The following is a 26559-nucleotide window of genomic DNA, read 5'->3' as shown; positions in this document are numbered from 1 at the left end:
TAGGGCCGCTCCGCGCGTTTTGTCATGTGGGTGGCTAGAACTCTGGGGCGCGCTGGTTCACGGTGGTTCCTCCTGGCCGCCCGATCCGCCCGGAGGGATCCAGCAGTGAGACGAAGGCGATTTGTGGCAGGGACCATCGGAGTCCTGTCAGGGACGGCGCTCGGCCCCTCCGCGTCCCGGGCCGACGTACCGGCGGCCCGCACAGGGGACCGACGGACCGTACCGGCGCCCTGGGCGCGGGACTGGCAGGCCGTGCCGACATCCGGCAGTGTCCCCGCCGCGCAACTGCGGCGCGTCGCCGCCGCCGGCCCGCGCCTGGCCTGGGCCGTGGGCGAGGAGAACCTGGGCGCGCAGACCCAGCAGCAGGCGCTGTCCATGGTGTGGAACGGGAGCGTCTGGACGAAGTCCGACCTGTCGCACCTCACGCACACGAGGATCGTCGATGTCGCCGGTGTCCGCTCGTCCGCGGCGTGGGCCGTGGGCCATCCCACCGGCGACGGCAGCCCCCTGCTGCGCTGGGACGGCACCACGTGGCGCGAGGCCGACTTCCCCGGCCGGGGCGAGCCGGACGTCCGGCTCACCTCGGTGGCGGTCGGCCGCGACCGGCAGGTGTGGGTCTGTGGGACCCGGGACGGCGCCGCCCGTCTGCTGCACGGCCAGGGGCGGCGGTGGCGCTGGCTGGACCCGCTGCCCGTCGAGAGTGTGAACCTCTGGCGGGTCGTCGTGCGCCGGCCGGGCGAGGTGTGGGTCTGCGGAGACCGGTCGAACGGCGGCGGCTGGTCGGGCCTCGTGGCCCGCTGGGACGGTGCGTGGACGACGCTCCCCCCGATCGCGGGCCTACGGCTCGGCATCGCCGACGTGCACGCCGCCGGTCCGGACGACGTGTGGGCGGTGGGCACCGAGGCCGGTGTCGGCGGGCCGATCGGCCGTCCCGGCAACCCCGCGCTGAGCCACTGGGACGGCACGGCCTGGACCCGGCTGGAACCCGGCTTCACCCTCGGGTCGCTCACCGGGATAGCGGGCGACGCGCGGGGCCGCGCAGCATGGATCTCGGGCTGGAACTTCTCGGACCAGAGCCGCAGTACGTATCTGCGCCGGGACGGCGACACCTGGACGCTCGCCCGGGGCCCGGCGGGCCCGGCCTCGGGGCCCTACCTCAATGACGTGACGTCCGTTCCGGGCACCCGGGGGTTCTGGTCGGTGGGCATGACGCGATCCGCCCCGTATCCGCCGACCGAGGCATACAGCGAGCACCTCGGGGCCTGAGCGGCGGCGGACTCCGGATCGCGCCTCGCGGCGACGCCGGGGAGGATCGGGTGGGGCGGCGACCTCGTGGGGAGCCGCCCGCCACCTGTCCCTCGTGTGCGGAGGTTCGCCATGACCGCGTTCGACGACTCGCCGGGCGGTGGGCACGATGGCGGGCGCCACCGCGGGAGGTACAGCGGGCGGTACGGCGAGGCCGTCTTCCGTCCGGAACAGGCCGACGAGGGCGAGCGGATCGACTTCGGTGCCCTCGCCTACGACGACATCACCCTGACGTCCCGGAGACCGACATCTCCGCCCCGTCGTTCGCCCCCGGCCGGTTCCGGCTCGTCCACGCGCGCTTCGTGCTGATGCACCTCGCCGAGCACGACAGACTGATCGCAGCTCTGGCCGAACTCGTCGCACCCGGTGGGGTGTTGGTGCTCAGCGACGCGATCGACCTGACGAGCGAACTGACGAGCGAACTGACGAGCGACTGGACGCCCGACACGCCGTACAGCGTGGCGATGCGGGCGATGTGGGAGAGGCTGCGGGACAGCATCGGCACGGATGTCTGCGCGGCGGTGTCGGCCGGCAGTGCCGTCGGCCCGACTCTCGCGACCATCATGTGCCGGCAGTGAGCGGTACCGGGAATGTGCCTACCGCCGACGTTTCGCGGATCGGTGAGTAACATCCGCACACAGCACGTTCGTTGTCGGGAAGGGAACCGCCATGACCGAGACTCCGTCCGAGTCGACCGACCTCAAGACGCAGTACACCGCCCAGGTCGCCGCCGACCTCGAGCGCAACGCCAAGGAACAGGAGCGGCTCATCGGGGAGATCGACGCTCTGCAGGAGCAACTCCTCAGTCTGCGGCAGGACCACGCCGTGCTGGTGAACATGCAGCAGGCTCTGGGCGTCGCGGCATCGGCCGCCGCGCCCGTGGCCGAGGAGGTCGCGTCGCCCTCCGTGCCCCGACAGAAGACCGTCTCCACCCCGGGAGCCGGCAAGCGCACCCGGGCGAAGAAGGCCGAGCCCCCGCAGGACGGCAAGCGGACGAAGAAGTCGACCGCCACGAAGCCCACCACCGCCAAGAGCGCGGCCGCTTCCACGACCACGAAGACCGCGACCGCGACCGCGAAGGCCCCGACGGACGCGAAGGCCACAACCACCAAGGGCGGGACCGCCAAGGCCACGACCGCCAAGTCCGGAGAAGGCAAGGCCACGACCGCCAAGACGGCGGCCACCAAGACGGCGGCCAAGACGGCGGCCACCAAGAGCGCGGCCGCCGAGAAGGCGCAGCCCACCCTCGTCGAACTCATCCGCCGACACCTCACCGAGCAGAGCGAACCACGCTCCGCGGCCGAGGTCGCCACCGCGCTCACCCAGGCCCACCCGGACCGCCGTATCCAGACCAACGTCGTGCGCACGACCCTCGAAGGGCTCGTGGCCAAGAGCAACGCACAGCGGGTCAAGCAGGGATCCTCCGTGTACTACACGGGTCCCGACGCCCCGGAGCCGGCCGTCCCGCCGCAGTCCTCCTCCGAGCCCGCGCAGGCGGCCGACTGAGGCCGGTCCCCTCTCGCCGAGGTTCCTCGGAGCCCGTCTCCACCGCTCGAGCCTCCCACCGAAGAGTGATTCGCTCTCCCCTCAGTTGACGCGGACGATCTTCCAGACCTGGTCGGACCGCTCCCACGTCGGTGTGGACGCGGCGGTGGATTGTCGGAGGCCCGGCGCCGTGGAGCGTGGTGCCGGGCCTCCTGTCCTCCGCCCCTCAGCGCAGGTCTGTGGTGAGCCGGTAGCGGCCCGACGGCAGGCGGTACGAGGACACGCCGTCCGCGTGGCCGAGGAACCGCACGCCGTCCACGCGCGCCAGCGGGGTGCGCCCCTCGCGGACGGCGTCCGCCGAGGCGGCCGGGAGGCGCAGGGTGGCCTCGCTGTTCGCGGGCACGACCGCCTCGTACGCCAGGGTGCGGCCCCCGTCCTCGACCTCCCAGGCGCTGCGGATCTCGCCGTACGGCGACTCGTACGCGGCCGAGACCCGGGTGATCCGCCCGGTGGGGTCGAGATGGGGTCGCAGGAGGAAGGGCCGGAAGCCGGGGCCTTCCGGGTCGGGGGCGATGCCGGCCATGTACGCGTACATCCACTCCATGATCGCGCCGTAGGCGTAGTGGTTGAAGGAGTTCATCCCGACCGGGCCGAAGCCGGCCTCCTCGGAGTAGGAGTTCCAGCGCTCCCAGACCGTGGTGGCGCCGTTCCGCACCGAGAACAGCCAGGACGGCAGCGCGTCCTGGTACAGCAGCGCGTACGCCAGGTCGGCACGGCCCTCGTCGGTGAGGACGGGGGCGAGGACGTTGACGCCGAGGAAGCCGACGGAGAGCGTGTTCTCGGCGTGGTGGACGCGGATGCTGTCCGGGTGCGCCTCCTTGTAGGCCGTGTCGTTGCCGATGTTGTCCGCCAAGTGGCCGACGAGGGCTCGGCGTTGGGCCTCGGTCTCGTAGAAGCCGAGCTTGAGGACCCACAGCAGCGCGCTCTGGCTGTTGTCCTCGGTCCTCTCGTCCGGGTCGGAGCCGGGTTCGATCGGGGAGGCCTTGCCCAGGCCGGACCGCACGGTGACGCGTTCGCCGTCGGTGCTCAGGTACTTGGCGACGAACGCCCGCTTGATGTTCCCGAAGAGCCGCTCGTACTCCTCGGCCTCCGCCGCCCTGCCGGTCGCGCGGGCCATCCTCGCCATCAGCTGGGCGGAGTAGCCGTAGTAGACGTCGCTCATCAGCTGGGCGCTGGTCTTCTGGGGGGCGAGCCAGTCGCCGGTGAGGGAACCCTGGCCGGCGTAGGTGTCGCCGGTCTGCTGCCGGATCCAGTCCAGGTAGCGCGTCATCGAGGGCCAGTTGCGCTCCACGACGGTGGTGTCACCGGTCATCTGCCACACGGTCCACGGCAGGACGACCCCGCAGTCCGCCCAACCGCTGCCGCCGCCGGGAAAGTTGTAGCGTCCGCCGGGGGCGACACCGGTGTACTGCGCCTTGTCCACGCCGTAGATGGTCTGGGAGTCCACGACGGTGTCCTGGAAGTGGCTGAGGAAGACACTCGCGTCGGCGTTGTAGAGGCCGGTGGTGGCGAAGACCTGGGTGTCGCCGGTCCAGCCGAGGCGTTCGTCGCGCTGTGGGCAGTCGGTGGGCACCCAGAAGTAGTTGCCGCGCTGCCCCCAACGGACGTTGTTCGCCAGCTGGTTGACATCCGGATCGTTCGTCGTGACGGTCCCGGTCTCGCGGAGGGCGGAGGTGGCGACCTTGCCGGTCAGCCCGGTGATGGTGACGGTCTCCGACGTCGTGACGGACACGTAGCGGAAGCCGTAGAAGGTCAGTGTGTCCTGATGGGTCTCGCCCTCCGGGTCCCCCTTGAGGATGTACGTGCTGGTGGCTTCGGCGCTGCGGAGGTTGGCCCGGTAGAGCGAGCCCTCGGGGCCGTCCGCGCCGGCGCTGTCGTCGTTGAGCATCTCGCCGAACCGGAACTCGACCCGGGCACCGACCGGTCCGCGCACGCCGTAGCGGGCCACGCCGACCATGTTCTGGCCGAGGTCGAAGACGGCGGTCTCACCGGCGGAGAGGGTGACTTCGGCGGTGGCTGCCCGCGCGGGGTCGGTCACCGTGCGGTCCGGGTCCACGACGACGCGCCCCCGGCCGCCCGGGCTGTCGTCCTCGCCGGTCACTCCGGTGGCGACGGTGACGGACCCCGGCCGTTGGTCCCAGCGGTCGACGAAGCGCGCGCTCTCCCCGGGGTAGGCGATCAGCCGTACGTCCGGGTACCTGTCCTCGAAGGCGACGCGTTCCACGTCCGCCCACGTGCTGTCGTCGAATCCGGGCGCGGTCCAGCCCGTCAGCTCGCGGCGGGCGTCGTAGGTCTGGCCGTCGTAGATGTCGTCGGCCCGGTGGGGGCCGGTGTCGGTGGCCCGCCAGCCGTCGTCCGGGCGGGTGACGACGGTCTGCGTCGTGCCGTCGGTGTACTCGACCAGCAGCTTCGCCTTGACGGCGAGGGCGTTGCCGTCCTGCGCGTAGTAGGTGCTGCCGTCAGAGACCCGGCCGTTGTACCAGCCGTTGCCCAGGACGACCGCGAGCGTGACGTCGGACGCGTGGCGCAGGTGGCGGGTGACGTCGTAGGTCAGGTAGTCGACGCGGGTGTCGTAGTTCGTCCAGCCCGGCGGCAGGAGTTCGAGGGTGGGGGCGCCGTCGTGGTCGACGCTCACCCGCTCCCCGTTGACGTGGGCCTCGTACACGCCGAGGGCCGAGAGGTACAGCCGCGCCTCGCGCACCCGCCGGTGGCCACCGACGTCGAGGGGTGCCTCCTTGCGGAGCATGGGCGCGCCGGCCGAGCCGGGGATCTTCCCCCGCATCCCGATCCACTGGGCGCCGTCCCATCCGGTCACGCCGTCGGTGCTCATCAGGCCGGTCTCGAACACGGAGGTCGCGCTGCCCGCCCGGCGGCCCTCGGCGTCCCATACGGCGACGGACCAGTGGTAGCGGGTCGAGGGCCGCAGCGGCTCGCCCGCGTAGGGGACGGCGACGGAGTCGGCGGAGTGGACCTGTCCGCTGTTCCAGACGTCGGCGTTGCCGGCGGTCAGCCGGGCCTCGGAGCCGGCGACGAGGATCTGGTACGACCCCTGCCGCCAGCCCCGGGTGGCGCATCGCGTGTGCCAGCCGAAACGCGGGTGCTCGGCGTCCACACCGAGGGGTTCGGTGCGGTGTTCCACGGTGAGCCCCCGTACGGGGCCCTCGTGCGGGCGGGCGGAGGGCGCTTCCGCCGCCGCGCTCGTTCCTTCGGCCATGACATTGACTCCTATCGACATGGCACCGGCGGTTCGGTCTCTCGGGTTGTGGTCACGGCTCGCGGGTGGTGAACGTGTGCCGCCCCGAGCCGACGACACGGGCGGGGTGGCCCGGGGCGGGCAACCGGATCTCGGCCGTGGTGTTCGGCGGGAGCTCCACGTCGAGTCGGAAGCGTCCGTCCTCGCGGGTCCAGCGGGCGGACACCACGCCGTACGGGGTGCGATAGCTGCCCTCGGCGTGGGTGAGGTCGCCGACCGGGCGGGGGTCGATGACCAGTTCGCGGTATCCGGCGCCGCCGCGCGCCTGGCGGATGCCGACGACACCGCTGTGGAACCACTCCTCGATCTGCAGCAGGATCATGTGGTTCTTGGAGGCGCCGATGTCCCAGTCCTCCGGAATGGTGGTCAGGCCCCGGGGGTTGGCGGTGGTGGGCGCCATGAAGTGGCCGTAGCTCGGGCCGGTGTCCTCCTGAAGGACGTCCCACAGGAGGTCGTCGTGACCGCCCGCGTGCAGGGCCCTGATGGTGGGGGCGAGCCCGATGGTGCCCCCGCTGAAGTGCGGTCCGCCGCCGAACGGACGGTGGGCGTGGACCAGTTCGACCAGTGCCTGAAGGACCCTGCCGCGCTCGCCGTCGGGTACGAGGCCCTCGTCGAGCGCGAGCGCCTGCGCGGCCTGGGTGGCTCCGGCGGTGCCGCGGTCGCCCTCGGCGGTGTACCGGCCGAGCGCCGTGTTGTAGAAGGCGTCGTTGAACGCGTCCTTGATGTTGGCGGCGAGGTTGCGGTACTCGGCCGCGTCGGCGTCGCGCCCGATCAGGGCGGCCATCCGGGCCATGCGGTCGGCGACCTGGTGGTAGCCCCAGGTGCCGGTGATGCGGCCCGAGGTGTTCTCGTCGGCGATCCAGTCGGCGAGGGCCGCGTCCACGAGGTGGGCATCGGCGCCGGTGCCCGCCTTCCTGGTCCGGATGTAGTTCAGGAACTCCTGCATCCGGGGGTAGTGGCGGCGCATCGTCTGGGTGTCGCCGTACGTCTCGTACGCCAGCCAGGGCACCAGGACGATGCCGTTGCCCCAGTTGATCTCGTCGCCGAACCGGCCGGTGTACCCCCAGTCGTACACGGGGGTCTTCAGCGCCACGTTGCCGATGTCGTCCCCGGCCCGGGACTGGCCCTCGACCAGGTGGCGTTGCATGGTGCGCAGATAGGCCGCGTATCCGAAGGTGCGGTGCACGGCTCCGAAAGGCTGGACGTAGTCGGCGGGGTAGGAGAGCTTCTCCCGGCCGGGGCAGTCCGTGAAGGTGGACATGACGTTGCTCATGATCGAGTAACGGGACATGCGGTGGACGCGGTTGATCCGGTCGTCGGAGGTGCGCAGCGAGCCGGCGTGCGGGACGTCCGCGTGGATCTGCAGGCCGGTCACCGTGTCCAGGGTGGGAACGTAGCCCTCCGGCAGCCCGGTCACCTGGAGCCACTGCATGCCGAAGTAGTGGAACTGCGGATGCCAGCGCTCACCCCGCTCGTCGCCGTACGTCGTGTAGGCGGCGAACAGATCGGTGCCGCGGGCGGGGCCGCCGCCCATGAGCGACGCCTGGTCGACGGTGCCGTCGGCCTTCAGCGACTCGCCGGGGTACAGCTTGACCGTGGTCCCGGCCGGGAGCGGGCCTTCGAGGTCGAGCAGCGGCCAGCCGGCGAAGTTCTGTCCGAAGTCGAAGACCCAGACGCCGGAACGCGCTTGGGTGACAGCGACCGGACGGATCCTGTCGACGATTTTGAGCGGCTCGGCGGCCCGCCAGACCAGTTCGGTGGTGAGGTTGGGCGGCGGCGCGATGCCCGCGTCGGCCCAGCCCATGGCCGTGCCGTCGCGCCGTCGCGCCGACGCGCCGAGGTCCGCTCCGGGCTCGGTCCAGCCGGGCTGTTCGCGGCGGGCGTCGTAGTCCGAGCCGGAGTACCAGTTGGCGGTGACGGTCGGGCCGAGCGCCGCCCGCCACGAGCGGTCGCTGACGACGGTCTCGACGGTGCCGTCGGCCTTCGTGAGTTCCAGGCGGGCGATCAGCCGGGGCGGGACGGCGGCACCCGCGCTCGGGTCGGTGCTCGCCAGGGAGTTGCCGGAGCCGACGACGCCCGCGCCGCTGTCGTGCCCGGCGTCGAGACCGGGCTCGAAGGTGATGCCGGTGCCGTCGGCGCCCGCCGTGCCGATCGCGGTGATCGTCCGGGACTCCAGACGCTCGCCGCCGTCGCCGGTGTCGATGCTGACGGTGCCGCCGACGTGGAAGTTGGCGACGCTGCTCACCTTGACCGTGGTGGCGCCCCGCGCGGCGGGCGCGGCGAGGGTGCCGGCGCCCTTGGTCTGGCTCTGCCACCAGCTGTACGGGGCGGTGCGGCCGGTGGTGGGGTTGGTGATGGACCGGGTCACCAGGGCGGTGCCGTGGCCCAGTTCGACACCGAGGGTGTTGTCCCCGGAGCGGACGAGGCGGGTGACGTCGTACGCCCGGTATTCGGTGGAGAGCTGGTAGTTGGAGTTGCCGGGGGCGAGCACCTCGTCGGTGACGGGTTCGTCGTTGAGGCAGGCCACGTGCAGTCCGATGCCGGACAGGTACAACCGCGCCCGGACGACCTTGCCTCCTCGCGGGCTCACCCGGAAGGCGCGCGCGAAGACGGGCAGGGGCTGGTCGAGGGTGCGGCCCGGGTACTCGATCCAGCGGGCGTCGCCCCAGTCGGAGCGCTTGAGGAGGCCCGTCTCCCAGGTGCCGGGCCGGCTCCACCGGGTCGCGTGGCCGTCGGTGCTCCAGACCCGCACCTGCCACACCAGCCGCTCGCGAGAGGCGGGCGCGGGTCCGTGCCAGGCGATGTCGGTCTGGTCCGGGGAGCGGACCTTGCCGCTGTCCCAGAGCAGGCGGCCCCGGTCCAGGTCCTTCTCCGAGCGTGCCGCGCGGATGCGGTAGGCGGCCTGGGTCCAGCCGGCGTGGGCTCCGGTCACGCGCCAGCTCAGCCGGGGGGCGGGGTCGTCGACGCCGAGCGGGCTGTCCTCACGGCCGTCGACGGCGAGCCCGGTGACTCTCGCCCCACGGCGGTCGTCCTCCCCGTCGGCGCGGGCGGCCGCCACGGGCAGCCCGGGAACGACGGGCGAGGCCAGCCCCGCCGCGGAGACGGCCATCGTGCCCACCACCTGTCTACGGCTCAACGCCTCACTCGGGACGTCGGGCATGCCGAACCTCCGATCGGTTGTTCGCTGTCGGTTTGAACGTTTCATTCAGTCGGCGGAGAGAGCCGTCGGCCGCGGGGCGCGGCCGACGGCGCGTCGGTCAGCTGCCGGACTTGTAGTCGGCATCCATCTCGTCGAGGAGCTTCTCGGGCGTGGACTGTCCGCTGAAGATCTCCTGGAGGCCGCTCAGCATGGTCTGCTGGACCTTGGGGTTGGGCCAGAGCTGGTCCATGAAGGGGACCGTGCGGTCCGACTCGATGAATTCCGACAGTTCGGCGAGCGAGGGGTCCGCCGCGAAGCCGGTGTCGGACAGGGACGGCAGACCGCCCTGCTTCTTGACGAAGGTGTTCATGCCCTTGGCCGACATCACGAAGTCCACGAACTTCAGGGCCAGTTCCTCGTTCTTCGCCTTCGCGTTGACGCCGTACCCGGCTCCCGCGGCGGCGGGTATCAGGGTCTGGGCCGGGTCGTCGGTGGCCGGGAGCGCCTTGAGCGTGAACGTGCCCTTCGGGTTCTTCTGCTGGAGGAGGGCGATCACCCAGTTGCCCTGCACGATGCCGAGGGTCTTGCCGGTGGCCGCGAGCTGCTGGCTGGCCTCGTAGTTGGTGCCCAGCGGGTTCTTCTGGAAGCAGCCGGTCTTCTCCATCGTCATGTACTTGTCCAGGGCGGTGGCCCACGCCGACTTCGCGAAGGTGACCTCGTCGGCCTGCATCTTCTTGTCGAAGTCCCGGTCCTCGCCGTAGACGGTCGTGGCGACGAGGGCGTACAGGACGAGCTGGGTGACCCAGTTGTCCTGGTTGCCGAGCGCGAAGGCGGGGGTGCCCTTAGCCTTGGCGGCCTTGCAGAAGGCCAGCAGGTCCTTCCAGGTGTCGGGCGCGGTGAGCCCGGCCTTCTTCAGGGCCTGCTCGTTGTAGACGGCGCCGATGCCGTTCTGTCCGAAGACCGCGTTGTAGGTCTTGCCCTCGTACTGGGCGACGGACTTCATCGCGTCCGGCAGCTTCGCCGCCCACGGCCGGTCCGACAGGTCGCGCAGATAGCCGGGCTTGGCCAGCACGTACGTGGCGGCCGGATTGCCGTTGCCGGGCCAGACCGACAGCACGTCGGGCGCGGTGCCCGAGGACAGCTGGGTGCGGATCTGCTGCTGGTACTGGTCGGCGCCGCTGGTGGTGTACCGGACCTTGACGCCCGGGTTGGCCTTCTCGAACGCCTTGACGACGTCCTCGATCGAGCCCTGGTCGACCGAGGCGACGGTCAGCGTCTTCGAGCCGCCGGAGCCGCTGTCGGAGCCGGCCTTGGTCCCGCCGCTGCAGGCGGCGAGCACCGCCGTGGACGTGACCGCGGCGACCACGACCGGGAGTGTGCGTGTCTTCATGAGGTCCCCCTCGGGGAAAGTGCCACCGGACTTGAGGGACGGGCGGGCGTCGGGGTCATCCCTTCAGCCCTCCCGCGAAGCCGTTGATGATGCTGCGCTGCAGCAGGAAGTAGACGAGCAGGACGGGCAGGATGCTGATCACCAGCGCGGCGAAGATGAGGTTCCAGTCGGTGACGTACTGGCCGACGAAACCCGCGATCGCGACCGGCAGCGTCTGCTGGGCGCTGCCGCTGAGGTACAGCAACGGGGTGAAGAAGTCGTTCCACACGGCGACCGTGTTGAGCACGAGGGCCGTGACGGTGATGGGTTTGAGCATCGGCAGGACCACGTACCAGAAGCTCTGCAGGGGTGTGCAGCCGTCGATCAGGGCGGCGTCCTCGAAGTCGCCGGGCAGGGCGCGCAGGAAGCCGACGTAGAGGAAGACGGTGAACGGCACCTGGAGGCCGGCGTAGAAGAGGACCAGTGCCCAGGGGGTGCCGAGCAGGCCCAGGTCGCGCATGGTCTGGTACAGCGGCAGGGAGGCGAGCTGGAAGGGGAGGGCGAGACCGAGCAGGATCGTCAGATAGGTCCCCCGGGACCAGCGGGCGGTGATCCGGGCTAGCGGATACGCGGCGAGCGACGACACGGCCAGCACGACGACGACGCTGCACACCGTCACCAGCAGGCTGTTGGCCAACGCCCCGCCCAGTGCTCCCTGCTGCCAGGCCTGGGTGAAGTTGTCGAGGGTGGGTGAGGTGGTCGGGCTGATCGGCGAGGACGTGTCCGAGGTGGGGCGCACGGCGAGGTTGACCAGGACGTACACCGGGAAGCCGACGAACAGGGCGGCGGCGATCATCGTCAGTTCCAGCGCCAGGGTGCGGCGGCCGTAGCGCTTCATGACGCGGCCCTCTCGTTGCGGGACAGGGCGGCGTACTGACCGGCCGAGACGACCGCCACGATGATCGTGAGGACGACGGCGAGCGCGATGCTGTAGCCGAACTCGCCGAGGGTGAAGGCGTCCTTGTAGATGAGGGTCGAGATGGTGTCGGTGGCGTGGCCGGGCCCACCGCCCGTCAACGCGTAGACCTGGTCGAAGAGTTTGATCCCGCCGATGATCGACAGCATCAGGTTGATGGTGAGGGCCGGGGCGAGCAGCGGCCTGGTCACCGACCAGAAGCGGCGCACCGGGCCCGCCCCGTCCATGGACGCGGCCTCGTGGATCTCCTTGGGCACCGACTGGAGCCCGGCCAGGAAGATGACCATGGAGTAGCCCGCGTACTGCCACACGGTCACCCCGACCACCGACCACAGGGCCAGCTCCGGGTCGCCGAGCCAGTCCTGCCGCCATCCGCCGAGGCCCACCGCGCCGAGCAGGCTGTTGACGGCGCCGTCCGGGCCGAGCAGGTTCCGCCAGAGGTAGGCGGTCACGATCGGGGTGATCACGGCCGGCGCGAACAGGAACACCCGCAGGACGTTCCGGGACTTGATGGCGGAGTTGACCCCCAGGGCCAGCAGCAGCCCCACCGCGTTCTGGATGACCGTGATCGCCACCGCGATCAGCAGTGTGTGCCAGACGGCCTGTTTGGCGTCCGGGTCGTCGAGCATGTCGGCGAAGTTGTCCAGGCCGACGAAGGAGAAGTCGGGGTCGAGTCCGTCCCAGTCGGTGAAGGCGTAGTACACGCCGCGGACGCTCGGCACCAGGACGACGAAGGCGAACAGCAACATCGCCGGCAGGGCGAACCACCACGGCGGGGCCGTGCGCGCGGGCCGGGGCCGCGGATCCGGTGCCGCGACCGGAGGCCGGTCCTTGTCGACGAGCCGCTTGTGCGGGGCCAGAGCCACCGACGAACCCCCTTTCTTGAAACGATTCACATCACTTGCTGTGCCGATCCGCCGATCCGCGCCGCGTGGGACGCGTCCGGCTCTCCCGACTGTGTGCGGAGCTGAATGGAGAAGCGGCCCGCTGTCGGGCCACGAGAAAGCGCTACGGCTTTGGGTAACGTTTCCCAAAGGGTGTGCCAGACCTTAAGGAGCCTCCCGCGTGACGTCAAGATGTCGCGCACACTGCGGCGGCGTCACACGGCCCGGGCCGCCCGCACCTCCCGGCACTCTCGGCTCACGAGACCCGGACCCTCGTTCGACCTGCGCGTTCCGGCCTACACTTCGGCCGGACGATCTCCCGAGAGGCAAGGACCGGATGGAGCCGACAGCACCGCAGCGCAGGGTCACCATCGTCGACGTCGCGCGTCACGCCCGGGTGTCCGTCACCTCCGTGTCCAAGGTGCTGCGCAACGCCTACGGGGCCAGCCCCGAGATGCAGACCAAAGTGCGCCGGGCCATCGAGGAGTTGGGCTACCGGCCGCACGCGGGCGCCCGGGGCCTGCGGGGGCAGACGTACACGATCGGTGTGATGCTGCCCGACATTCGCAACCCGTTCTTCCCCGAGATCCTCGACGGCATCACCGACTCGCTGGAGGAGACCGACTACCAGGTCTTCCTGGGGCCGGGCTGCAACGGCGAGAAGGCCGAGGCCCGGGTCACGGAGGCGATGATCGACCGCGGCATGGACGGTCTCGTGCTGGTCGCCCCGGTCTCCTCACGCGCCCACCTGGAACATGTCGCCGGCGTGGTCCCCACCGTCGTCGTCGGCCGTCACGGCTCCTCGCCCGCCTACGACACCGTGGCCGACGACGACACCGAGGGCGCGGCCCTGGTCGTCCGCCATCTCGTCGGTCTCGGCCATCGCCGGATCGCACACATCGAGCACCACGAGACCGATCCGACCCGTCTCGCCGAGATGCCCAACGCCCGGCGCGCGGACGGATACCGGCAGGCCATGCGGGTGCAGGGGCTGGAGGAGTTCATCGACGTGATCTCCACCAGCTACAGCCAGGAGGGCGGCCACCGGGCGGCGCGGGAGCTGCTGGCCCGCCCCGCCCCGGCCCGGCCCACGGCCCTCTTCGCCGGCGCGGACATCGCCGCGATGGGCGTCCTCGACGCGATGGCCGAGGCCGGTCTGTCCGTGCCCGGCGACCTCTCGGTGGCCGGGTACGACAACACCACGTTCGCCGCCTACGGCCCGATCTCGCTCACCAGTGTCGACCAGCGGGGCCAGGAGATGGGCCGGAACGCCGTACGTCTGCTGCTGGAACGGATCGCCGACCGCGCCCGCCCGTCGACCAAGGTCGTCCTCTCCCCCAGGCTGGTGGCGCGCCGGTCCACGGCCCGCTCCGCGGAGTGACCGGGGAGGCCGTCGGAGGTCGCAGGTCGTAGGTCGCTGATCGCCGGTCACCGTCGCCGCTTGCCCCTCGCCGTTTGCCGCTCGCCGCTCGCCGCTCGCCATGGGAAACGTTACCCAATCGTTGAGGCGAGACCGGGACGACGACGGCGGGGCGGAGGAGGTGCGACGGCCGTCGGCCGGGCCGGGCGCCGGGTCTCCGCCGTCCTCCTCAGCCCGGCATGATCGGTACGGTGGCTGTCGGGACCGGGATCCGGATCGGAATCGGATCGGAATCGGGACGGAAACGGGAGAGGGGCGGCGCGGCCGTGAGTGAACAAGCAGGCATCAGTACGGCGAAGGAGGCCGCCGACCACGAACTCGTCCTCGCGTTCGGGCGGCTGCAGGGGGCAGCCAACCGGCTGGAGTACATCCTCGGGCGGGCACTCGAGGTCGAGTGCGGCATCAGCCATCTGATGTTCGAGGTGTTGCTGATCCTCGGGCGAGCGGGTGAGCCGGGGCTGTCCATGCGGGCCGTCGCCCAGGAGCAGGTCCTCACCACCGGCGGCGCCACCCGCCTGGTGGACCGTATGGAGGCGGCGGGGCTGGTGACCCGGGCGGAGTCCCCCGCCGACCGGCGCGGAAAGCTGGTACGGCTGACTCCGCTGGGCGAGGAGACGACGGTGCGCGCCGCGCAGGTCCACGTCGAGAACATCAAGAGGTACTTCCTGAGCCCGCTGCCGGAGGCGGATCGCGCGCGGTTCGCGGAGGACCTGCGCATCCTCAGCCACACGGCCAGGGACGTGCTCCCCCGACTGCCCTGAGCGCCACGACGCGACGGGGATGCGGGACGGCGCGACGCGGACGGGGCGACCGGTCAGTCGCCCTCCGCGCGGACGCGGTCAGCGATGCCGACGGTCAGTGCCTCCGCTTGGTCCTCCAGGTTCCATTTCCCATCGCGGTAGGCGTGGTTGCTGATCCAGAACACGAGGACGCCGTCGCGCAGCGACCGGCTCAGGAGCCCCAGGGACCAGTCGTTGCCGCCGTCGTGCCAGGCGAGCCGGCCGGCCGGGGTGTCGCGCAGGCTCCAGCCGTATCCGTACGAGTTCTCCGACTCCGGCTCCGCCGTGCGAGGTTCGAAGAGCTTGTCCCTGGCCCACGCCGGCAGGATCTCGTCCCCGAGCAGCGCGCGGTGCCACCGGAACATGTCGTGGGCGGTGGAGAGCATGCCGCCGTTGCCGCGCAGGTTCCAGTACGGTCCGTCGGCGGCCCAGGGATGGTCGAAGGGCCTGCCCTGGGCGCGTCCCTCGCTGTCGTACTCCACCGCGACCAGGTGCCGGGGCCAGCGGGGCAGAACGTACCCGGTCTGTTCCATCCCGGCCGGCGCGAACAGGTGCCGGTGCAGGAACCGTTCGTACGTCTCCCCGGACGCCTCCTCGACGATCGCCGCGAGCAGGCTGTAGCCGGTGTTGGAGTAGTGGAACGCCTTGCCGGGGGCGGACCGCAGCTCGGACGACAGGGCCCCGCGCACCAACTCCTCGCGTGACACGGGGTCGTAGTCGTCGCCGAGACCTTCGACCAGACCCGAGGTGTGCGTGAGGAGCTGCTCGACCGTGATGCCGCGCTTGTCCTCGGGCACGGCCTGCCCGCGTCCGAGGAACCGGCTGATGGGATCCCTCACCCGGAGCCGGCCCATCACCTCCAGTTTCACGATCGCGGCCGCGGTGAACTGCTTGGTGATCGACATGACGTCGTACACGGTCCGGCAGCTCGCGGGAGTGCCCGCGGCGCGGTCCGCCGCTCCGAATCCCCCGCAGTGCACCAGCCGGTCGCCTCGGGCGGCGACCACGGAGCCACCCGGCCCGGCGGGCAGCGTACGGCGGAGGAAGTCGGCGACCGACTCTCCGGCGCGGTGCCGGGGTTTCGGGGCGCGTGGCGCCGACCCCTCGGCACCGGGCCCTTCGGCGCACCCGCCGAGCATCAGCAGGGCGGCGAAGACGGTGCCGAGGGCCGTACGGCGGCTGTGGCCGTGGCGGTCGCGATCTCGGGTGCGGTGGCTGTGGCTGTGACGAGACGGAGTCGTCCTCATGTGACCTCCAACATCGGGAATCCGTCCCGAGGTTGGCCATCGCTCCCGCCGCTACTCAAGCCATGATGGTGTTCGAGCTTGTGCGAGCCCGTGTACGTCCAGGTCAACAGGGGGAACCACGATGACCACAGCACCGCCCACACCACCGGCCACCGACGCGGCCGCCTTCGTGGCGGCGCTGCGCCGCCTCAAGGCGTGGTCAGGTCTCAGCTACCGCCGGCTGGAACAACGTGCGACGGAAGCGGGCCACGCCCTGCCCTACTCCACGGCGGCGACCATGCTCGGCCGGGACAGCCTGCCGCGAGAGGAGCTGGTCGCCGCGTTCGTGGCGGCCTGCGGAGTGCGGGGCGCCGAGGCGGAGGCGTGGCTGGACGCGCGCGTGGCCATCGCGTGCGGGCCGCCCGCCGAGCCCACGCCGAAGCCGGGGAGCAGGCGGTCCTCGTGGCCGCGCCGTCGGACGTTCGCGATGGCGGTGGCACTCGCCACCGCGCTCCTCGGGGGCGTGTCGGCGGCCGGCGCCTTCAGCGACGACGTGGAGGTCGAACAGACGGGGACGTCGCTTCGTCAGGCGCGCTCCTGAGCCGTCACTCCCCCAGGAGCCGCCGAAGCCAGCGCAGTCGGGCCTCGCGGGCGTCGACCGAGAGCGCGGCCTGCGGCACGAGGCCGTCGAAGCCGTGGAAACCGCCCGGCCACACATGCAGTTCGGCGCGGCCTCCGGCCTGCCAGATCCTGGAGGCGTACGTGACGTCCTCGTCCCGGAAGGTCTCGGCGGACCCGACGTCGATGAAGGCCGGCGGGAGGTCCGAGAGGTCGACCGCGCGGGCGGGAGAGGCGTACGGCGACACGTCGTCGGTGCCGCGCGCGTCGCCCAGCAGGGCGTTCCAGCCGGTCTCGTTGGCGGTCCGGTCCCATACGCCGAGCCCGGCCATCTGGTGGGCGGACCCCGTGTCGTTGCGGTCGTCGAGCATGGGGCACATCAGCAACTGCCCTATGGCGCGGGGGCCCTTGAGGTCCCGCGCGAGGAGGGCGAGGGCCGCGGCGAGTCCACCGCCGGCGCTGCCGCCGGCCAGCACGATGCGGTCCGGGTCGCCGCCGATCTCCTCGGCGTGGGCCGCCGTCCACAGCAGACCCGCGTAGCAGTCCTCGACGGGTGCCGGGTGCGGGTGTTCGGGGGCGAGCCGGTACTCCACCGACACCACGACCAGGCCCAGTTCCTCGGCCCAGTCCAGCGGCAGGCCCAGCCGGTTGTTGCCCACGATCATGCCGCCGGGGTGGGTGAAGTAGACGATCGGGCGCGGGCCGGGCACGGAGGTGGGCCGGCAGATGAGCAACGAGACGTCCGGCGCGCCCGGGGGGCCGGCCACGGACCGCTCGTGGACGTCGAAGAGCCCGCCACAGCTCAGTTCCTCGTTCGACAGGAGGGGGACGTCGCCGTTGAGCCGCTCCCTCGCCGCGGGGATGTCCTCCGGGGTCGCGCTCGTCGGCACCTGGTCGCCGAGTTCCACGAGAGCGGCGGCCAGCTCCGGGTCGAAGGGCGGAGGGGGTGTGGTCATCTGAACCTCCTGGAAGTTGATCGTCGACGTGCACACGCCCTCCGTCGGCAAGGGCACCGACATGTGGCGACCCCAGTCCCCGGAGTGGCGGGTCCCGCCGAGCCCCCCGAGATGTGGGTTCCTCCGCCGAGCCCCCGGAGAGGTGGGTTCCGCGCGCCGGTAGCGCCGAGTGGTGGGGGTGCGGCCCGACGCTCGTGGGCTCGTTCCCACCAGGGCCGTACGTATGTGTCCCTCCGGCCGAACAGCCGCGCGCACCCCGGCCGTTCCGTTCCGTCCCGGCACGAACACCGGGCGCCGCAGCAGGACGGGCGGAACCGTAACCGCCCGCGCCGTCCGCCGTCCACCCCCCTCACGGAGCGCGACGAACCCCGAACCTCGCCGACCACCGACGTCGGTGTCGGTGTCGGTGTCGGTGTCGCACAGCCGCTGTCCTCGCATCCGACCTAGACCGACGCCGCTACCGACGCCGTCCCAGACGCCGACGCCGACGCCGAACTGGGTCCCCACAAGCCCCACGCCCGTCCCGACCCCGGCCCCAGTCCCACCTCATCCCGATCCCGGCCCTCATTCCCGACCTCGACCTCGACCCCGCCCCCGATCCCGGTCCCGACCAACGCCCCCGGCCCCGGCCCCGGCCCCGGCCCCGGCCCCGGCCCCGGCCCCGGCCCCGGCCCCCCGAACTCGGCTTCCGCCGCTGCGGGCACCCCTCAGGCCGACTCCCGTTGCTCGATCCTGAGCGGGTCCTCGATCCGTCCGGTGTGCGGCTCCTTCCGGTCGAGCGCGTCGACCACGCGGCGGGCCAGGCCCCGCGCGAGGGTGTCGGTGTCGCGGACGACCGTGGTCAGGGACGGTTGCAGGAGGGCGGAGCTGGGGATGTCGTCGACGCCGACCACCGCGAGGTCCCGTGGGACGTTCAGCCCGAGGGCCTGCGCGCCCAGCAGCACGGCCATGGCGATGTCGTCGTTGAAGGCGCAGATGCCCGTCACCGGCGGGTCGGCGGCCAGCCAGGCCTTCACCGCTTCCGTGGCCCCGTCCAGCTCCAGCGGGACACTGCGGACGACGGGTTCGGGAAGGCCGCGCTCCTCACAGACCTGCCGGACGCCGTCCAGCCGGGGCTGGGCGAGGACGTCGAGGCGCGGCAGGTCCGGGTACGCGTAGCCGAGGCGACGGTGCGAGGTGGCGAGATGGCGGGCCTGGAGCGCACCGATCGGCTCCTCGGACACCAGCGGGGTCCCCAGCGGGGGGTCGGCTTCCTCCGTGGGCGAGCCGTGCACCGCCATGACGACCTCGATGCCGACCGCGCGCATGGCCTCGGCCTCGCTCTGGGGGAACTCGTTCAGAGCGAGGACCGCGGCGGGCGTCAGGGCCTTCCAGACGTCCCGCAGGGGGCGGGCGGGCTGCGCCGAGGAGTGCACGAGGAAGGTGAGTTCGTGTTGGGCGAAGGCGTTGGTCAGCTGCTGGATGAGCTGTCCGAGCACATGGTGGATGGGCCAGTCCGGCAGCACGCCGAGCACGATGTCGGACCGGCCCGTGCGCAGCGCGCGGGCCGCCGCCGAGGGCGCGTAGCCGAGGCGGGCCGCAGCCTCCCACACCCGTTTGCGGGTCGCCTCGGCGATCTTCTGGTGGGGGGAGTCGTTGAGGACGTAGCTGACCGTCGCCCGTGAGACTCCTGCCTCCTTCGCGACGTCGCCGCTCGTCACCCGTCTGCCTCTGGACGTCCCGGCCATGCGTTCCCCCTCTGACATACCCCTTGCCAAACCCCGCGATCGCGGGCTAGCTTACCCGCTCAGTCAACATACACGTTTAAGTGGCGCGTTTAAGTAACACTGCGTAGCCATTTTCCGTAGCCGTACTCGGCACTCCCCCACACGCGCAGTCCCCGGTACTCAGCGAAGAGGACCCATGTCTGGCCCGACACTCAGCACGAGCAATCCCTGGAAGACGGCGACGCTCGCCGGCATGGCCTCCTATCTGGACTCCGCCGCTCTGGTGACGTCGGGCATCGCCATCGGCGGCTACTACGCCGCACCGCTGCAACTCGCGCCCGGGGCCATCGGATCGCTGCTGGGACTGCAGACCCTGGCGTTCGCCGCCGGTGCGCTGTTCGGCGGCCGGCTCGGCGACCGGTTCGGCCGCCGCACGGTCTTCACCTGCTCGCTCGTCCTGTACGCGATCGGTGTCCTGCTGCTGTTGGTGGCGGCGAGTCCCGCGCTGCTGTTCGCGGGTGTGATCGCCACCGGCCTCGCCATCGGCGCGGACCTGCCCGTGTCGCTCGCGCTCGTCAACGAGGAGGCGCCCGAGGGCAGGAAGGGCACCATGGTGGTGTTCTCCGGCATGCTCTGGCTCGCCGGCATCGTGGCCGTCCTGCTGCTCAGCTCCTTCATGGGAGCGCAGGGCATGCTCAGGGGCCGTATCCTCTTCGCCCATCTGCTGGTCGTGGCCGTCGTCGTCCTGCTCCTGCGGCTCACCCTCAGCGAGTCGGCCGAGTGGGCCGCCGCGCGCCGGGCCGCCGACACCCGCCCCGATTCCCCTTCCGCGGACGTCGAGTTCGGCCGCGTCCGGGATCTTTTCCGGGCCCCGACCGGGTACGCCCTGCTCGCGACGGGCCTCTACTACGCCACCTGGAATCTCGGCGCGAACACGCTCGGTCAGTTCGGCACCTTCCTGTGGACCACGCTGGCCGGAGGGGAGGTCGCGCGGTACTCGCAACTGACGCTCCTCGGACTCCCGGTGGGCTTCGTCGCGGGGCTGGTGTTCATGCGCGTGGTAGACCGGCCCGCCCGGCATGCCTGGTTCGCCGCCGGGACCGCACTGATCGTCATCGCCTGGGCCCTGCCCGCGCTGTTCGGACCCGGCGAATTCACCCTGGTCGCCGTCATGCTCGTCTCCGGCCTGGGCAACGCCTTCGCCGGTGAGTCCATCTACAAGATCTGGTCCCAGGAGCTCTTCCCCACCCTGCTGCGGGCCACCGCGACCGGTGTGACCATGGCCTTCACCCGCGCTCTCGCCGGACTGGCCGCCCTGGGCACACCCGCCCTCGCGCTGGGCCACACCGGGCTGTTCTTCGGCCTGCTCCTCGGCACCGCCGTGCTCTCCGCGGTCATCGGTCTGGTCTGGGTGCCACGCCTGGCCCGGGCCGCCCGGTCCGATGAGCCCGCCGACACCGCTCCGTCCGAGGAACCCGCTGCCCCCAGCGGCGCTCCCACTCCCGACACGACCGAAAAGGCCGCGCCTTGATCCGTCACCACGATTTCCGCCACGCAGGCCTGACACTGCGCTCCACGCTGCACATCCCCGCAGGCCCGCCGGAGGCCCGCCACCCCACCGTGGTGTTCGTCCACGGCTTCACCTCCAACCGGATCGAACTGCCGAACTTCGTCGCCATGTCGCGGCTGTTGGCGGCCGAGGGCATCGCGTCGGTGCGGTTCGACCTCTCCGGCCACGGGGAGAGCGACGGCGACTTCTTCGACGTGACCATCACGGGCGAGATCGCCGAGACCCGGTCGGTCCTGAGCACCGTCCGCACCCTCGACTTCGTGGACCCGGAGCGCATCGGCCTGGTCGGCATGAGCATGGGCGGCGTGGTCGCCTCGATCACGGCCGGCGAGGAGCCCGGGATCACCGCCCTGTGCCTGTGGTCGCCGGCCGCGGTCGCCCCGTTCGAGATCGGCAGCGGATACCTCAAGGGCCGCGAACTCGCCCCCGAGATAGCGGAGAAGGGCTACGTCGACGCCGACGGGCACCGGATGAGCGCCGCGCTCGTCGAGGACATCGCCGGCCTCGACGTCTACGGACGGTCGGGCGCGTACACCGGACCGGTCCACATCCTGCACGGCGACAAGGACGTCATCGCGCCCCTGGAGTACGCGCGCCGCTATCTGGATCACTACGGCGCGAACGCCGAGCTGGAGATCGTCGAGGGCGCGGACCACGGCTGGGGAAGCGTCCCCCACCGCGCCGCCCTGCACGGCTCCACGCTCAGTTTCTTCCGGAGGCACCTCCAGCCATGAAGACGCCCGGTCCCACGGCACCGCCCCCGACGGACTCCACGACCTCGGTGACCGGCCTGCGCACGGCGGACGACTCAGGTCTGGTCGCCACCGCGTACTCCATGCCGCGCCTGTCCTGGTCGCTCACCGGCGAACGGCCGGGCATCCTCCAGCACGCCTACGAGATCGAGGTGTCGACCGACGCGTCCTTCGACGAGGCCACGTCCAGTGGGGAGATCGGGGCCGACACGGTGACCGACCACCCGTGGCCGGCCCAACCGCTGGCCAGTCGCGAGGTCCGGTACTGGCGCGTCCGCGTCCGCACCGACCTCGGATGGACGCGGTGGAGCGACCCCGCCCGGCTGGAGGCCGCGCTGCTCGACGACGTGGACTGGGCGGCCCGCCCCGTCCACCTGCCCGAAGACCGGGGCCGCACCTCCCCCGGCCCCGTGCCGTTGCTCCGCCGGGAGTTCCACCTCCCGGCGGAGCCGGTCTCCGCACGGCTGTACGTCACCTCGCTCGGCGTGCACCGCACCGCCGTCAACGGCCGTACCGTCTCCGACGACCTGCTGGAACCGGGCTGGACCAGCTACCCCGACCGGCTGCTCTACGCCACCTACGACGTCACCGCCCTGCTCCGCCCCGGCGCGAACGCGCTGTCGGCCACGGTCGGCGACGGCTGGGTCCGCGGCCACCTCACCTGGCACAAGAACCGCGACGTCTACGGCGACACCACGGCACTGCTCGCCCAGCTCGAGGTGGACCTGGCCGACGGCACCAGGGTCACGATCACCACCGACCGCCACTGGAGGGGCGGTTACGGCGACCTGCTCGCGGCGGACCTGTACGACGGCTGCGAACGCGACCTGCGCCACGAACCCGACGGCTGGCGCCTGCCGGGCTTCGTCGACGCCGACTGGGAACCGGTCGCCGTCCTGCCCCTGCCGAAAGGTCTGGCCCAACGGACCCATCCGCCCGTGCGCGTCGTCCAGGTCCTCCGGCCCGAGCGGCGGACCCTGCCCGACGGCACGATCGCCGTCGACGCGGGCGAGAACCTGACCGGCTGGCTGCGGCTGCGCGTCGACGGCCCCCGCGGCGGCACCGTCACCGTCCGGCACGCCGAGGTCCTCGACGCCGACGGCCGCCTGCTGACGAGCATCCTGCGCGGCGCCCGCGCCACCGACCAGTACACGCTGGCCGGCGGCAGCGCCGAACTGGTCCCGGACTTCACCTTCCACGGCTTCCGGTACGCCGAGATCGTCGCCTCCCCGGGTGTCCGGGTCGAGGCGGTCGAGGTCGAGACCGTCGCCAGCGACCTACGGCGCATCGGCGAGTTCCGCTGCTCCGACGCACGGGTGAACACCCTGTACGCCAACGTCGTACGCTCCCAGCGCGGCAACTTCCTCGCCGTGCCCACGGACTGCCCGCAGCGGGACGAACGGCTCGGCTGGACCGGCGACATCATGGCCTTCGCCCCGACGGCCTGCGCCACGTACGACAGCGCCGCCTTCCTCGACAGCTGGCTCACCGACCTCCGTATCGAGCAGCGGCCGGACGGCGCGGTCCCGCTGGTGGTCCCCGACGTCCCCCTCGGTGAACTGCCGCCCGCCGAGCTGCCGTTCGCGGGAGCCGCCGCCGGTTGGGGAGACGCCGCCACGGTCGTGCCGACCGCCCTCTTCGAGGCGTACGGCCGGTCCGGCATGCTGGAGCGCCACTACCCGGCGATGCGCGCCTGGGTCGAGTTCACCGTCGCCCACCTCGACGACGACGGGACCTGGAGCGGCAACGCGCAGCTCGGTGACTGGCTCGACCCGGCCGCGCCGCCGGAGGACCCGGCGCGCGCCACCACCGACCCCGGGTACGTCGCCACCGCGTTCGTCGCGCACAGCGCCCGGCTGCTCGCCGACGCGGCCCGTGTACTGGACCGCCAGGACGATGTCGAACGGTACGCGGACCTGCACCGGCGTACCGCCGAGGCCGCCTGGCGCAAGTGGGGCGACCACGCCCGCACCACCCAGACGGGCTGCGCGCTCGCCCTCTGCTTCGGCATAGCGCCCGACAGCGAGCGCGCCGACGTGGGCAAGGCACTGGCCGCCCTGGTGCGCGCCCACGGCGGCCGGATCGCCACCGGGTTCCTGGGCACGCCGTTCGTGCTGCCCGCCCTCGACGACACCGGTCATGTGGCCGAGGCCTACGAACTGTTGCTCAACCCCGAGTGTCCGGGCTGGCTCTACCAGGTCGACCGTGGCGCGACGACCATGTGGGAGCGGTGGGACGCGATCCGTCCCGACGGCACCATCGACGTCGAGAAGGCGGGCACGATGCTGTCGTTCAACCACTACGCGTACGGCGCCGTCGCCGCCTGGCTCTACCGGTCCGTGGCGGGGCTGCGGCCCGTCTCCCCCGGCTACCGCACGCTGGAGTTCGCCCCGCGCCCCGGGGCCACGCTCACCTCCGCCGAGGCCTCGATCACCACCCCGTACGGCATCGCGTCCGTCGCCTGGTCCATCAGCGACGACACCCTCACCGTGCGGGCCGTGCTGCCGCCCGGCACCACCGGACGGTTCAGCGCTCCGGAGGGCTGGCATCCGGCCGAGGCCGTCGGTGAACTCGCCTCAGGAAGCCATCAGTTGTCCCTGCGGCCGGCCTCGGCCCGTCGAGCCACGCACCCCGGGAGCCCGTCGGCCTAGCTCCCGCCCGCCCGGTTCCACGACCGGGCCCCCGCACGAGCGGCCCGCTGCTCCCTGACACGCGGCGGGCCGCTCTTCCCTGCCTCAGTGGGTGCCCTCGTCGCCACCGGACCACGGGCTTCGACGACCTCGTCGGCCATCCCGAGGTACGTGAGTACACGCTTGACGCAGTCGGCACGTGGACCCGGCTCGACGGCACCGGGGACGTGGAAGCCGAGGGAAGGCTGATCGGGGGCTGTATCGAGGCGCTGTGCAACCTCACGGGAACGAGCTACCTCGATGTCGCCTTCTTCGCCCGCGACGAGTCCCCGGGCGGGCTTCTCGTGTACGTGGAGTGCGGCCACATTCCGCCGTCCATGCCGATCGTCAACGGGGCACATGGCCGGATCGTCCACTCATCGAGCCGTAGCGAGCTGACGCAGACCTTGGGTTGACGCTCCAGCCGGTCTGGCTTCGTAACCGACGGGCGACACCGCTTGTCACCGAGTCTGGACAGCACTTGATGCTCACAGGGCGAGAAGGCGTCGATGAGAACTGGTTCTGGCTCAACTTCCGGGCTCTGTCTCTGATTTGGGGGTGTCAGCCGGTTGATCAAGGTGAGAGAAGAATGCGGCGTCGTAGGAGGTCGAAGTTGGCCCGGCCGTACATCTGTCTCTTCAGCAGCTTGATTCTGGTGACGTTGCCCTCGACCGCTCCCGAGGTGAAGGGGGTGGTCAAGGCAGCGAGTACTGCTGCCCGATCGCGCCGTATGCCGGCGGCCAGGGTGCGGAGTTCTCGTTGTCCGTCGAGGCGGACGTCGGCGAGCCGGACGTCGAGGGCGAGATGCTCGCTGCGGCGTTCGCGCACCATCGCGGCCAGGCGCCGGGCGTATTCGGTGGTCGTGGTCAGGGCGGGACTGCGTTCGCACAGCTCGCCGAGGCACTTGCGCTCGGTCTCGGTGAGGTGTTCGGGTCGGCGCATGATCCAGTCGGTGACCCGGCGGACGGTCAGATGGGGCAGCGGAGCATCCGTGGGGATCGTCCCGGTGCGGTAGGGCCGCAGGCGGTGGCGGACGGTGTCGATGTCGCCGCGATAGCCCAGCTGCTGGATCTCCCGGGTGAGTGCGGCAGCGTTGGTGCAGCCCTCCATCCACCGGTGATGCAAGAGCCGATAGTCGTCGATCACGCTCGGGCGGTTGGTTGCCGCGACGAGAAGCTGCTCGACATCGGCGGCCCGCGCGAAGCGCAGGACGGTGCCGCGGCTGAGGCGGAGTTCACGGGCGATGGCTCGCAGGCTGTCGCCACGTTCGATGCGTTCGTGGATCGGCTGGTGGCGTTCGCGGGTGCGGGCGACCAGCGGCCGCTGCCGTCCGTGCACGTCAAGTTCGCCCAGGGCGGCGTGGCGGACGCCTGCTGGTGGACGGGTGTCGTCCTGATTGGCCCGCACGGTGAGGGGTTCGCGCAGATCGGCGCGGTGTCGTCCGACGACTCGCTCGACGGCCTCGGCGAGGTTGTGCAGCAGGTGCCAGGTATCGGCAACTTGGCGGGCCTGTGGCGCACCGGCGTGGGCGCCATCGCGGAAGGAGCCGGCACGGTCGCGACAGACAACGCTCACCTCGGGGTGTTCGCGCAGCCAGGCGGCGAAGGTGTGCGCAGTGCGGTCCGCGAGGACGTCGACAGGGCGGCGGGTGGTCATGTCGACGAGGATCGTCGCGTAGGTACGACCGCGCCGCACGGCAAACTCGTCCACGCCCAGACACGGGACAGACTCTGCCGCCGGGACGGGCAGTGCGCGAATGAGTCGGAGCAGTGTGTCCTTGCAGGTGGTGACGGCCATGCGTCCGCACAGATTGGCTCCAGCACGTCCGCCCAGGAACAGGGCGATGTCCGTGAGCTGGGCGGTGAGAGCGTTCGTACGGCGTGCGTGTCGACGGGTCAGGTCCGGGATTTGCTCGGCGAAGGTCCGACGCCCGCAACTGCCGTTGTCGCAGACGAGACGACGTGCCCGCAGATCGAGGCGTGCTCGCCGACCGGCGACGGGACGGTCCGCCAGACATCGCTGGTAGTAGCAGTGCACGCGCGAGGATCTCCATCCGCATCCCGGACAGGCGGCCGACCCTACGGTGGACCGCACAGCAAGACGGACCTCAGCGTCCCCAGAAGCACTTCTTCCACCTCGAGTCCGCCCCCCGGAAAGAGGAGGTCAGCGAGGCAAACCACATCCCCCACGCCAAGGTGATGCCCATGCACTCTTGATCATCACCCACCCCCAAATCAGAGACAGAGCCCGGAAAGTGCGCCAGAGCCTGAGAACTGACACCGGTCATGGGCGCACTGCGGCGCGACGCTGACGATGATCTCCGAAACCTCCACCACAGCTCGGTTGATCCACCAGACTTGCTCGTGTTCACGAACGGAGAAGGGACGGCAAG

At 71.4% G+C, this 26559-nt stretch carries 17 protein-coding genes and 2 pseudogenes; 10 read left to right on the top strand and 9 right to left on the bottom strand.

The genetic code is table 11. The features are described 5' to 3' along the window. Positions 1-123 precede the first annotated feature (123 nt). From PUR53_RS17735 to PUR53_RS17725, 3 genes and pseudogenes are all read left to right on the top strand, one after another. A complete protein-coding gene (locus tag PUR53_RS17735) occupies positions 124-1266 on the top strand; it encodes a hypothetical protein (protein ID WP_329908853.1) in 1143 nt (380 codons plus the stop codon). Between the two features lie 111 nt (positions 1267-1377). Beyond that, a pseudogene (locus PUR53_RS17730) lies at positions 1378-1817 on the top strand (class I SAM-dependent methyltransferase); the annotation flags it as partial. Positions 1818-1974: 157 nt separating this feature from the next. Next, positions 1975-2811, top strand: a complete 837-nt coding sequence (locus tag PUR53_RS17725; RefSeq protein WP_329908852.1) for a hypothetical protein — start codon at positions 1975-1977, stop codon at positions 2809-2811. 205 nt (positions 2812-3016) lie between these two features. On the opposite strand, the gene PUR53_RS17720 is transcribed toward PUR53_RS17725, so the two are convergent. The 5 genes from PUR53_RS17720 to PUR53_RS17700 all read right to left on the bottom strand — a co-directional run bounded on the left by PUR53_RS17720 (position 3017) and on the right by PUR53_RS17700 (position 12453). After that, positions 3017-6064 (bottom strand): alpha-L-rhamnosidase, encoded by a 3048-nt coding sequence (locus PUR53_RS17720; protein ID WP_329908851.1) that lies wholly within the window; start codon positions 6062-6064, stop codon positions 3017-3019. A gap of 52 nt (positions 6065-6116) precedes the next feature. After that, entirely contained in the window at positions 6117-9263 is a 3147-nt protein-coding gene (locus PUR53_RS17715) for a family 78 glycoside hydrolase catalytic domain (protein WP_329908850.1), read from the bottom strand. A gap of 97 nt (positions 9264-9360) precedes the next feature. Further along, a complete protein-coding gene (locus PUR53_RS17710; protein ID WP_329908849.1) occupies positions 9361-10632 on the bottom strand; it encodes an ABC transporter substrate-binding protein in 1272 nt (423 codons plus the stop codon). 55 nt (positions 10633-10687) lie between these two features. Then, the gene (locus PUR53_RS17705) at positions 10688-11509 is read right to left on the bottom strand and encodes a carbohydrate ABC transporter permease (RefSeq protein WP_329908848.1); all 822 of its coding nucleotides are present in this window, start codon (positions 11507-11509) and stop codon (positions 10688-10690) included. Then, a complete protein-coding gene (locus tag PUR53_RS17700) occupies positions 11506-12453 on the bottom strand; it encodes a carbohydrate ABC transporter permease (protein ID WP_329900816.1) in 948 nt (315 codons plus the stop codon). Before PUR53_RS17700 ends, PUR53_RS17705 begins: the two co-directional genes overlap by 4 nt. Before the next feature lie 355 nt (positions 12454-12808). Here PUR53_RS17700 and PUR53_RS17695 point away from each other — a divergent pair, with 355 nt between their 5' ends. Together PUR53_RS17695 and PUR53_RS17690 are read left to right on the top strand one after the other, a co-directional pair. Continuing rightward, positions 12809-13852, top strand: a complete 1044-nt coding sequence (locus PUR53_RS17695; protein ID WP_329900817.1) for a LacI family DNA-binding transcriptional regulator — start codon at positions 12809-12811, stop codon at positions 13850-13852. Between the two features lie 305 nt (positions 13853-14157). Beyond that, the gene (locus PUR53_RS17690; RefSeq protein WP_329908847.1) at positions 14158-14652 is read left to right on the top strand and encodes a MarR family winged helix-turn-helix transcriptional regulator; all 495 of its coding nucleotides are present in this window, start codon (positions 14158-14160) and stop codon (positions 14650-14652) included. A 53-nt stretch (positions 14653-14705) separates the two neighbouring features. On the opposite strand, the gene PUR53_RS17685 is transcribed toward PUR53_RS17690, so the two are convergent. Next, positions 14706-15917 carry a serine hydrolase domain-containing protein gene (locus tag PUR53_RS17685; protein WP_329908846.1) on the bottom strand — a complete coding sequence of 404 codons (1212 nt, stop codon included), beginning with the start codon at positions 15915-15917 and terminating at the stop codon, positions 14706-14708. A gap of 121 nt (positions 15918-16038) precedes the next feature. Between PUR53_RS17685 and PUR53_RS17680 the strand changes: the two genes are divergently transcribed. Then, positions 16039-16497, top strand: coding sequence for a hypothetical protein (locus PUR53_RS17680; RefSeq protein WP_329900820.1), 459 nt, complete (start codon positions 16039-16041; stop codon positions 16495-16497). A 4-nt stretch (positions 16498-16501) separates the two neighbouring features. Here PUR53_RS17680 and PUR53_RS17675 read toward each other — a convergent pair whose 3' ends face one another. Both PUR53_RS17675 and PUR53_RS17670 read right to left on the bottom strand, forming a co-directional pair. After that, entirely contained in the window at positions 16502-17470 is a 969-nt protein-coding gene (locus PUR53_RS17675) for an alpha/beta hydrolase (RefSeq protein ID WP_329900821.1), read from the bottom strand. A gap of 707 nt (positions 17471-18177) precedes the next feature. Beyond that, positions 18178-19197 carry a LacI family DNA-binding transcriptional regulator gene (locus PUR53_RS17670; protein ID WP_329908845.1) on the bottom strand — a complete coding sequence of 340 codons (1020 nt, stop codon included), beginning with the start codon at positions 19195-19197 and terminating at the stop codon, positions 18178-18180. Positions 19198-19372: 175 nt separating this feature from the next. Between PUR53_RS17670 and PUR53_RS17665 the strand changes: the two genes are divergently transcribed. From PUR53_RS17665 to PUR53_RS17650, 4 genes and pseudogenes are all read left to right on the top strand, one after another. Continuing rightward, positions 19373-20707 (top strand): MFS transporter, encoded by a 1335-nt coding sequence (locus tag PUR53_RS17665; protein ID WP_329908844.1) that lies wholly within the window; start codon positions 19373-19375, stop codon positions 20705-20707. Further along, entirely contained in the window at positions 20704-21480 is a 777-nt protein-coding gene (locus PUR53_RS17660) for an alpha/beta hydrolase (protein WP_329908843.1), read from the top strand. Before PUR53_RS17665 ends, PUR53_RS17660 begins: the two co-directional genes overlap by 4 nt. Then, entirely contained in the window at positions 21477-24149 is a 2673-nt protein-coding gene (locus tag PUR53_RS17655) for an alpha-L-rhamnosidase (protein ID WP_329908842.1), read from the top strand. Before PUR53_RS17660 ends, PUR53_RS17655 begins: the two co-directional genes overlap by 4 nt. A 95-nt stretch (positions 24150-24244) precedes the next feature. Beyond that, positions 24245-24583 (top strand): annotated as a pseudogene (locus PUR53_RS17650) (LD-carboxypeptidase); the annotation flags it as partial. 157 nt (positions 24584-24740) lie between these two features. Here the strand turns inward: PUR53_RS17650 and PUR53_RS17645 are convergent. Further along, on the bottom strand, positions 24741-26261 hold the full coding sequence (locus PUR53_RS17645) for an ISL3 family transposase (protein ID WP_329908841.1): 1521 nt from the start codon (positions 26259-26261) through the stop codon (positions 24741-24743). Between the last annotated feature and the right edge of the window lie 298 nt (positions 26262-26559).

This window comes from Streptomyces sp. SP18BB07 (assembly GCF_036322545.1).
Taxonomy (GTDB): Bacteria; Actinomycetota; Actinomycetes; order Streptomycetales; family Streptomycetaceae; genus Streptomyces; species Streptomyces deccanensis.
The sequence above is the reverse complement of the archived record's forward strand: the minus strand, read 5'-3'. Positions and strand labels throughout refer to the sequence as shown.

What these genes read in the sequence shown, in the direction of transcription:
- PUR53_RS17655 (WP_329908842.1), top strand. Translation starts at nt 21,477, where the DNA reads ATGAAGACGCCCGGTCCCACGGCACCGCCCCCGACGGACTCCACGACC.
- PUR53_RS17685 (WP_329908846.1), bottom strand. Translation starts at nt 15,917, where the DNA reads ATGAGGACGACTCCGTCTCGTCACAGCCACAGCCACCGCACCCGAGAT.
- PUR53_RS17720 (WP_329908851.1), bottom strand. Translation starts at nt 6,064, where the DNA reads ATGGCCGAAGGAACGAGCGCGGCGGCGGAAGCGCCCTCCGCCCGCCCG.
- PUR53_RS17695 (WP_329900817.1), top strand. Translation starts at nt 12,809, where the DNA reads ATGGAGCCGACAGCACCGCAGCGCAGGGTCACCATCGTCGACGTCGCG.
- PUR53_RS17725 (WP_329908852.1), top strand. Translation starts at nt 1,975, where the DNA reads ATGACCGAGACTCCGTCCGAGTCGACCGACCTCAAGACGCAGTACACC.
- PUR53_RS17670 (WP_329908845.1), bottom strand. Translation starts at nt 19,197, where the DNA reads ATGGCCGGGACGTCCAGAGGCAGACGGGTGACGAGCGGCGACGTCGCG.
- PUR53_RS17710 (WP_329908849.1), bottom strand. Translation starts at nt 10,632, where the DNA reads ATGAAGACACGCACACTCCCGGTCGTGGTCGCCGCGGTCACGTCCACG.
- PUR53_RS17715 (WP_329908850.1), bottom strand. Translation starts at nt 9,263, where the DNA reads ATGCCCGACGTCCCGAGTGAGGCGTTGAGCCGTAGACAGGTGGTGGGC.
- PUR53_RS17705 (WP_329908848.1), bottom strand. Translation starts at nt 11,509, where the DNA reads ATGAAGCGCTACGGCCGCCGCACCCTGGCGCTGGAACTGACGATGATC.
- PUR53_RS17675 (WP_329900821.1), bottom strand. Translation starts at nt 17,470, where the DNA reads ATGACCACACCCCCTCCGCCCTTCGACCCGGAGCTGGCCGCCGCTCTC.
- PUR53_RS17680 (WP_329900820.1), top strand. Translation starts at nt 16,039, where the DNA reads ATGACCACAGCACCGCCCACACCACCGGCCACCGACGCGGCCGCCTTC.
- PUR53_RS17665 (WP_329908844.1), top strand. Translation starts at nt 19,373, where the DNA reads ATGTCTGGCCCGACACTCAGCACGAGCAATCCCTGGAAGACGGCGACG.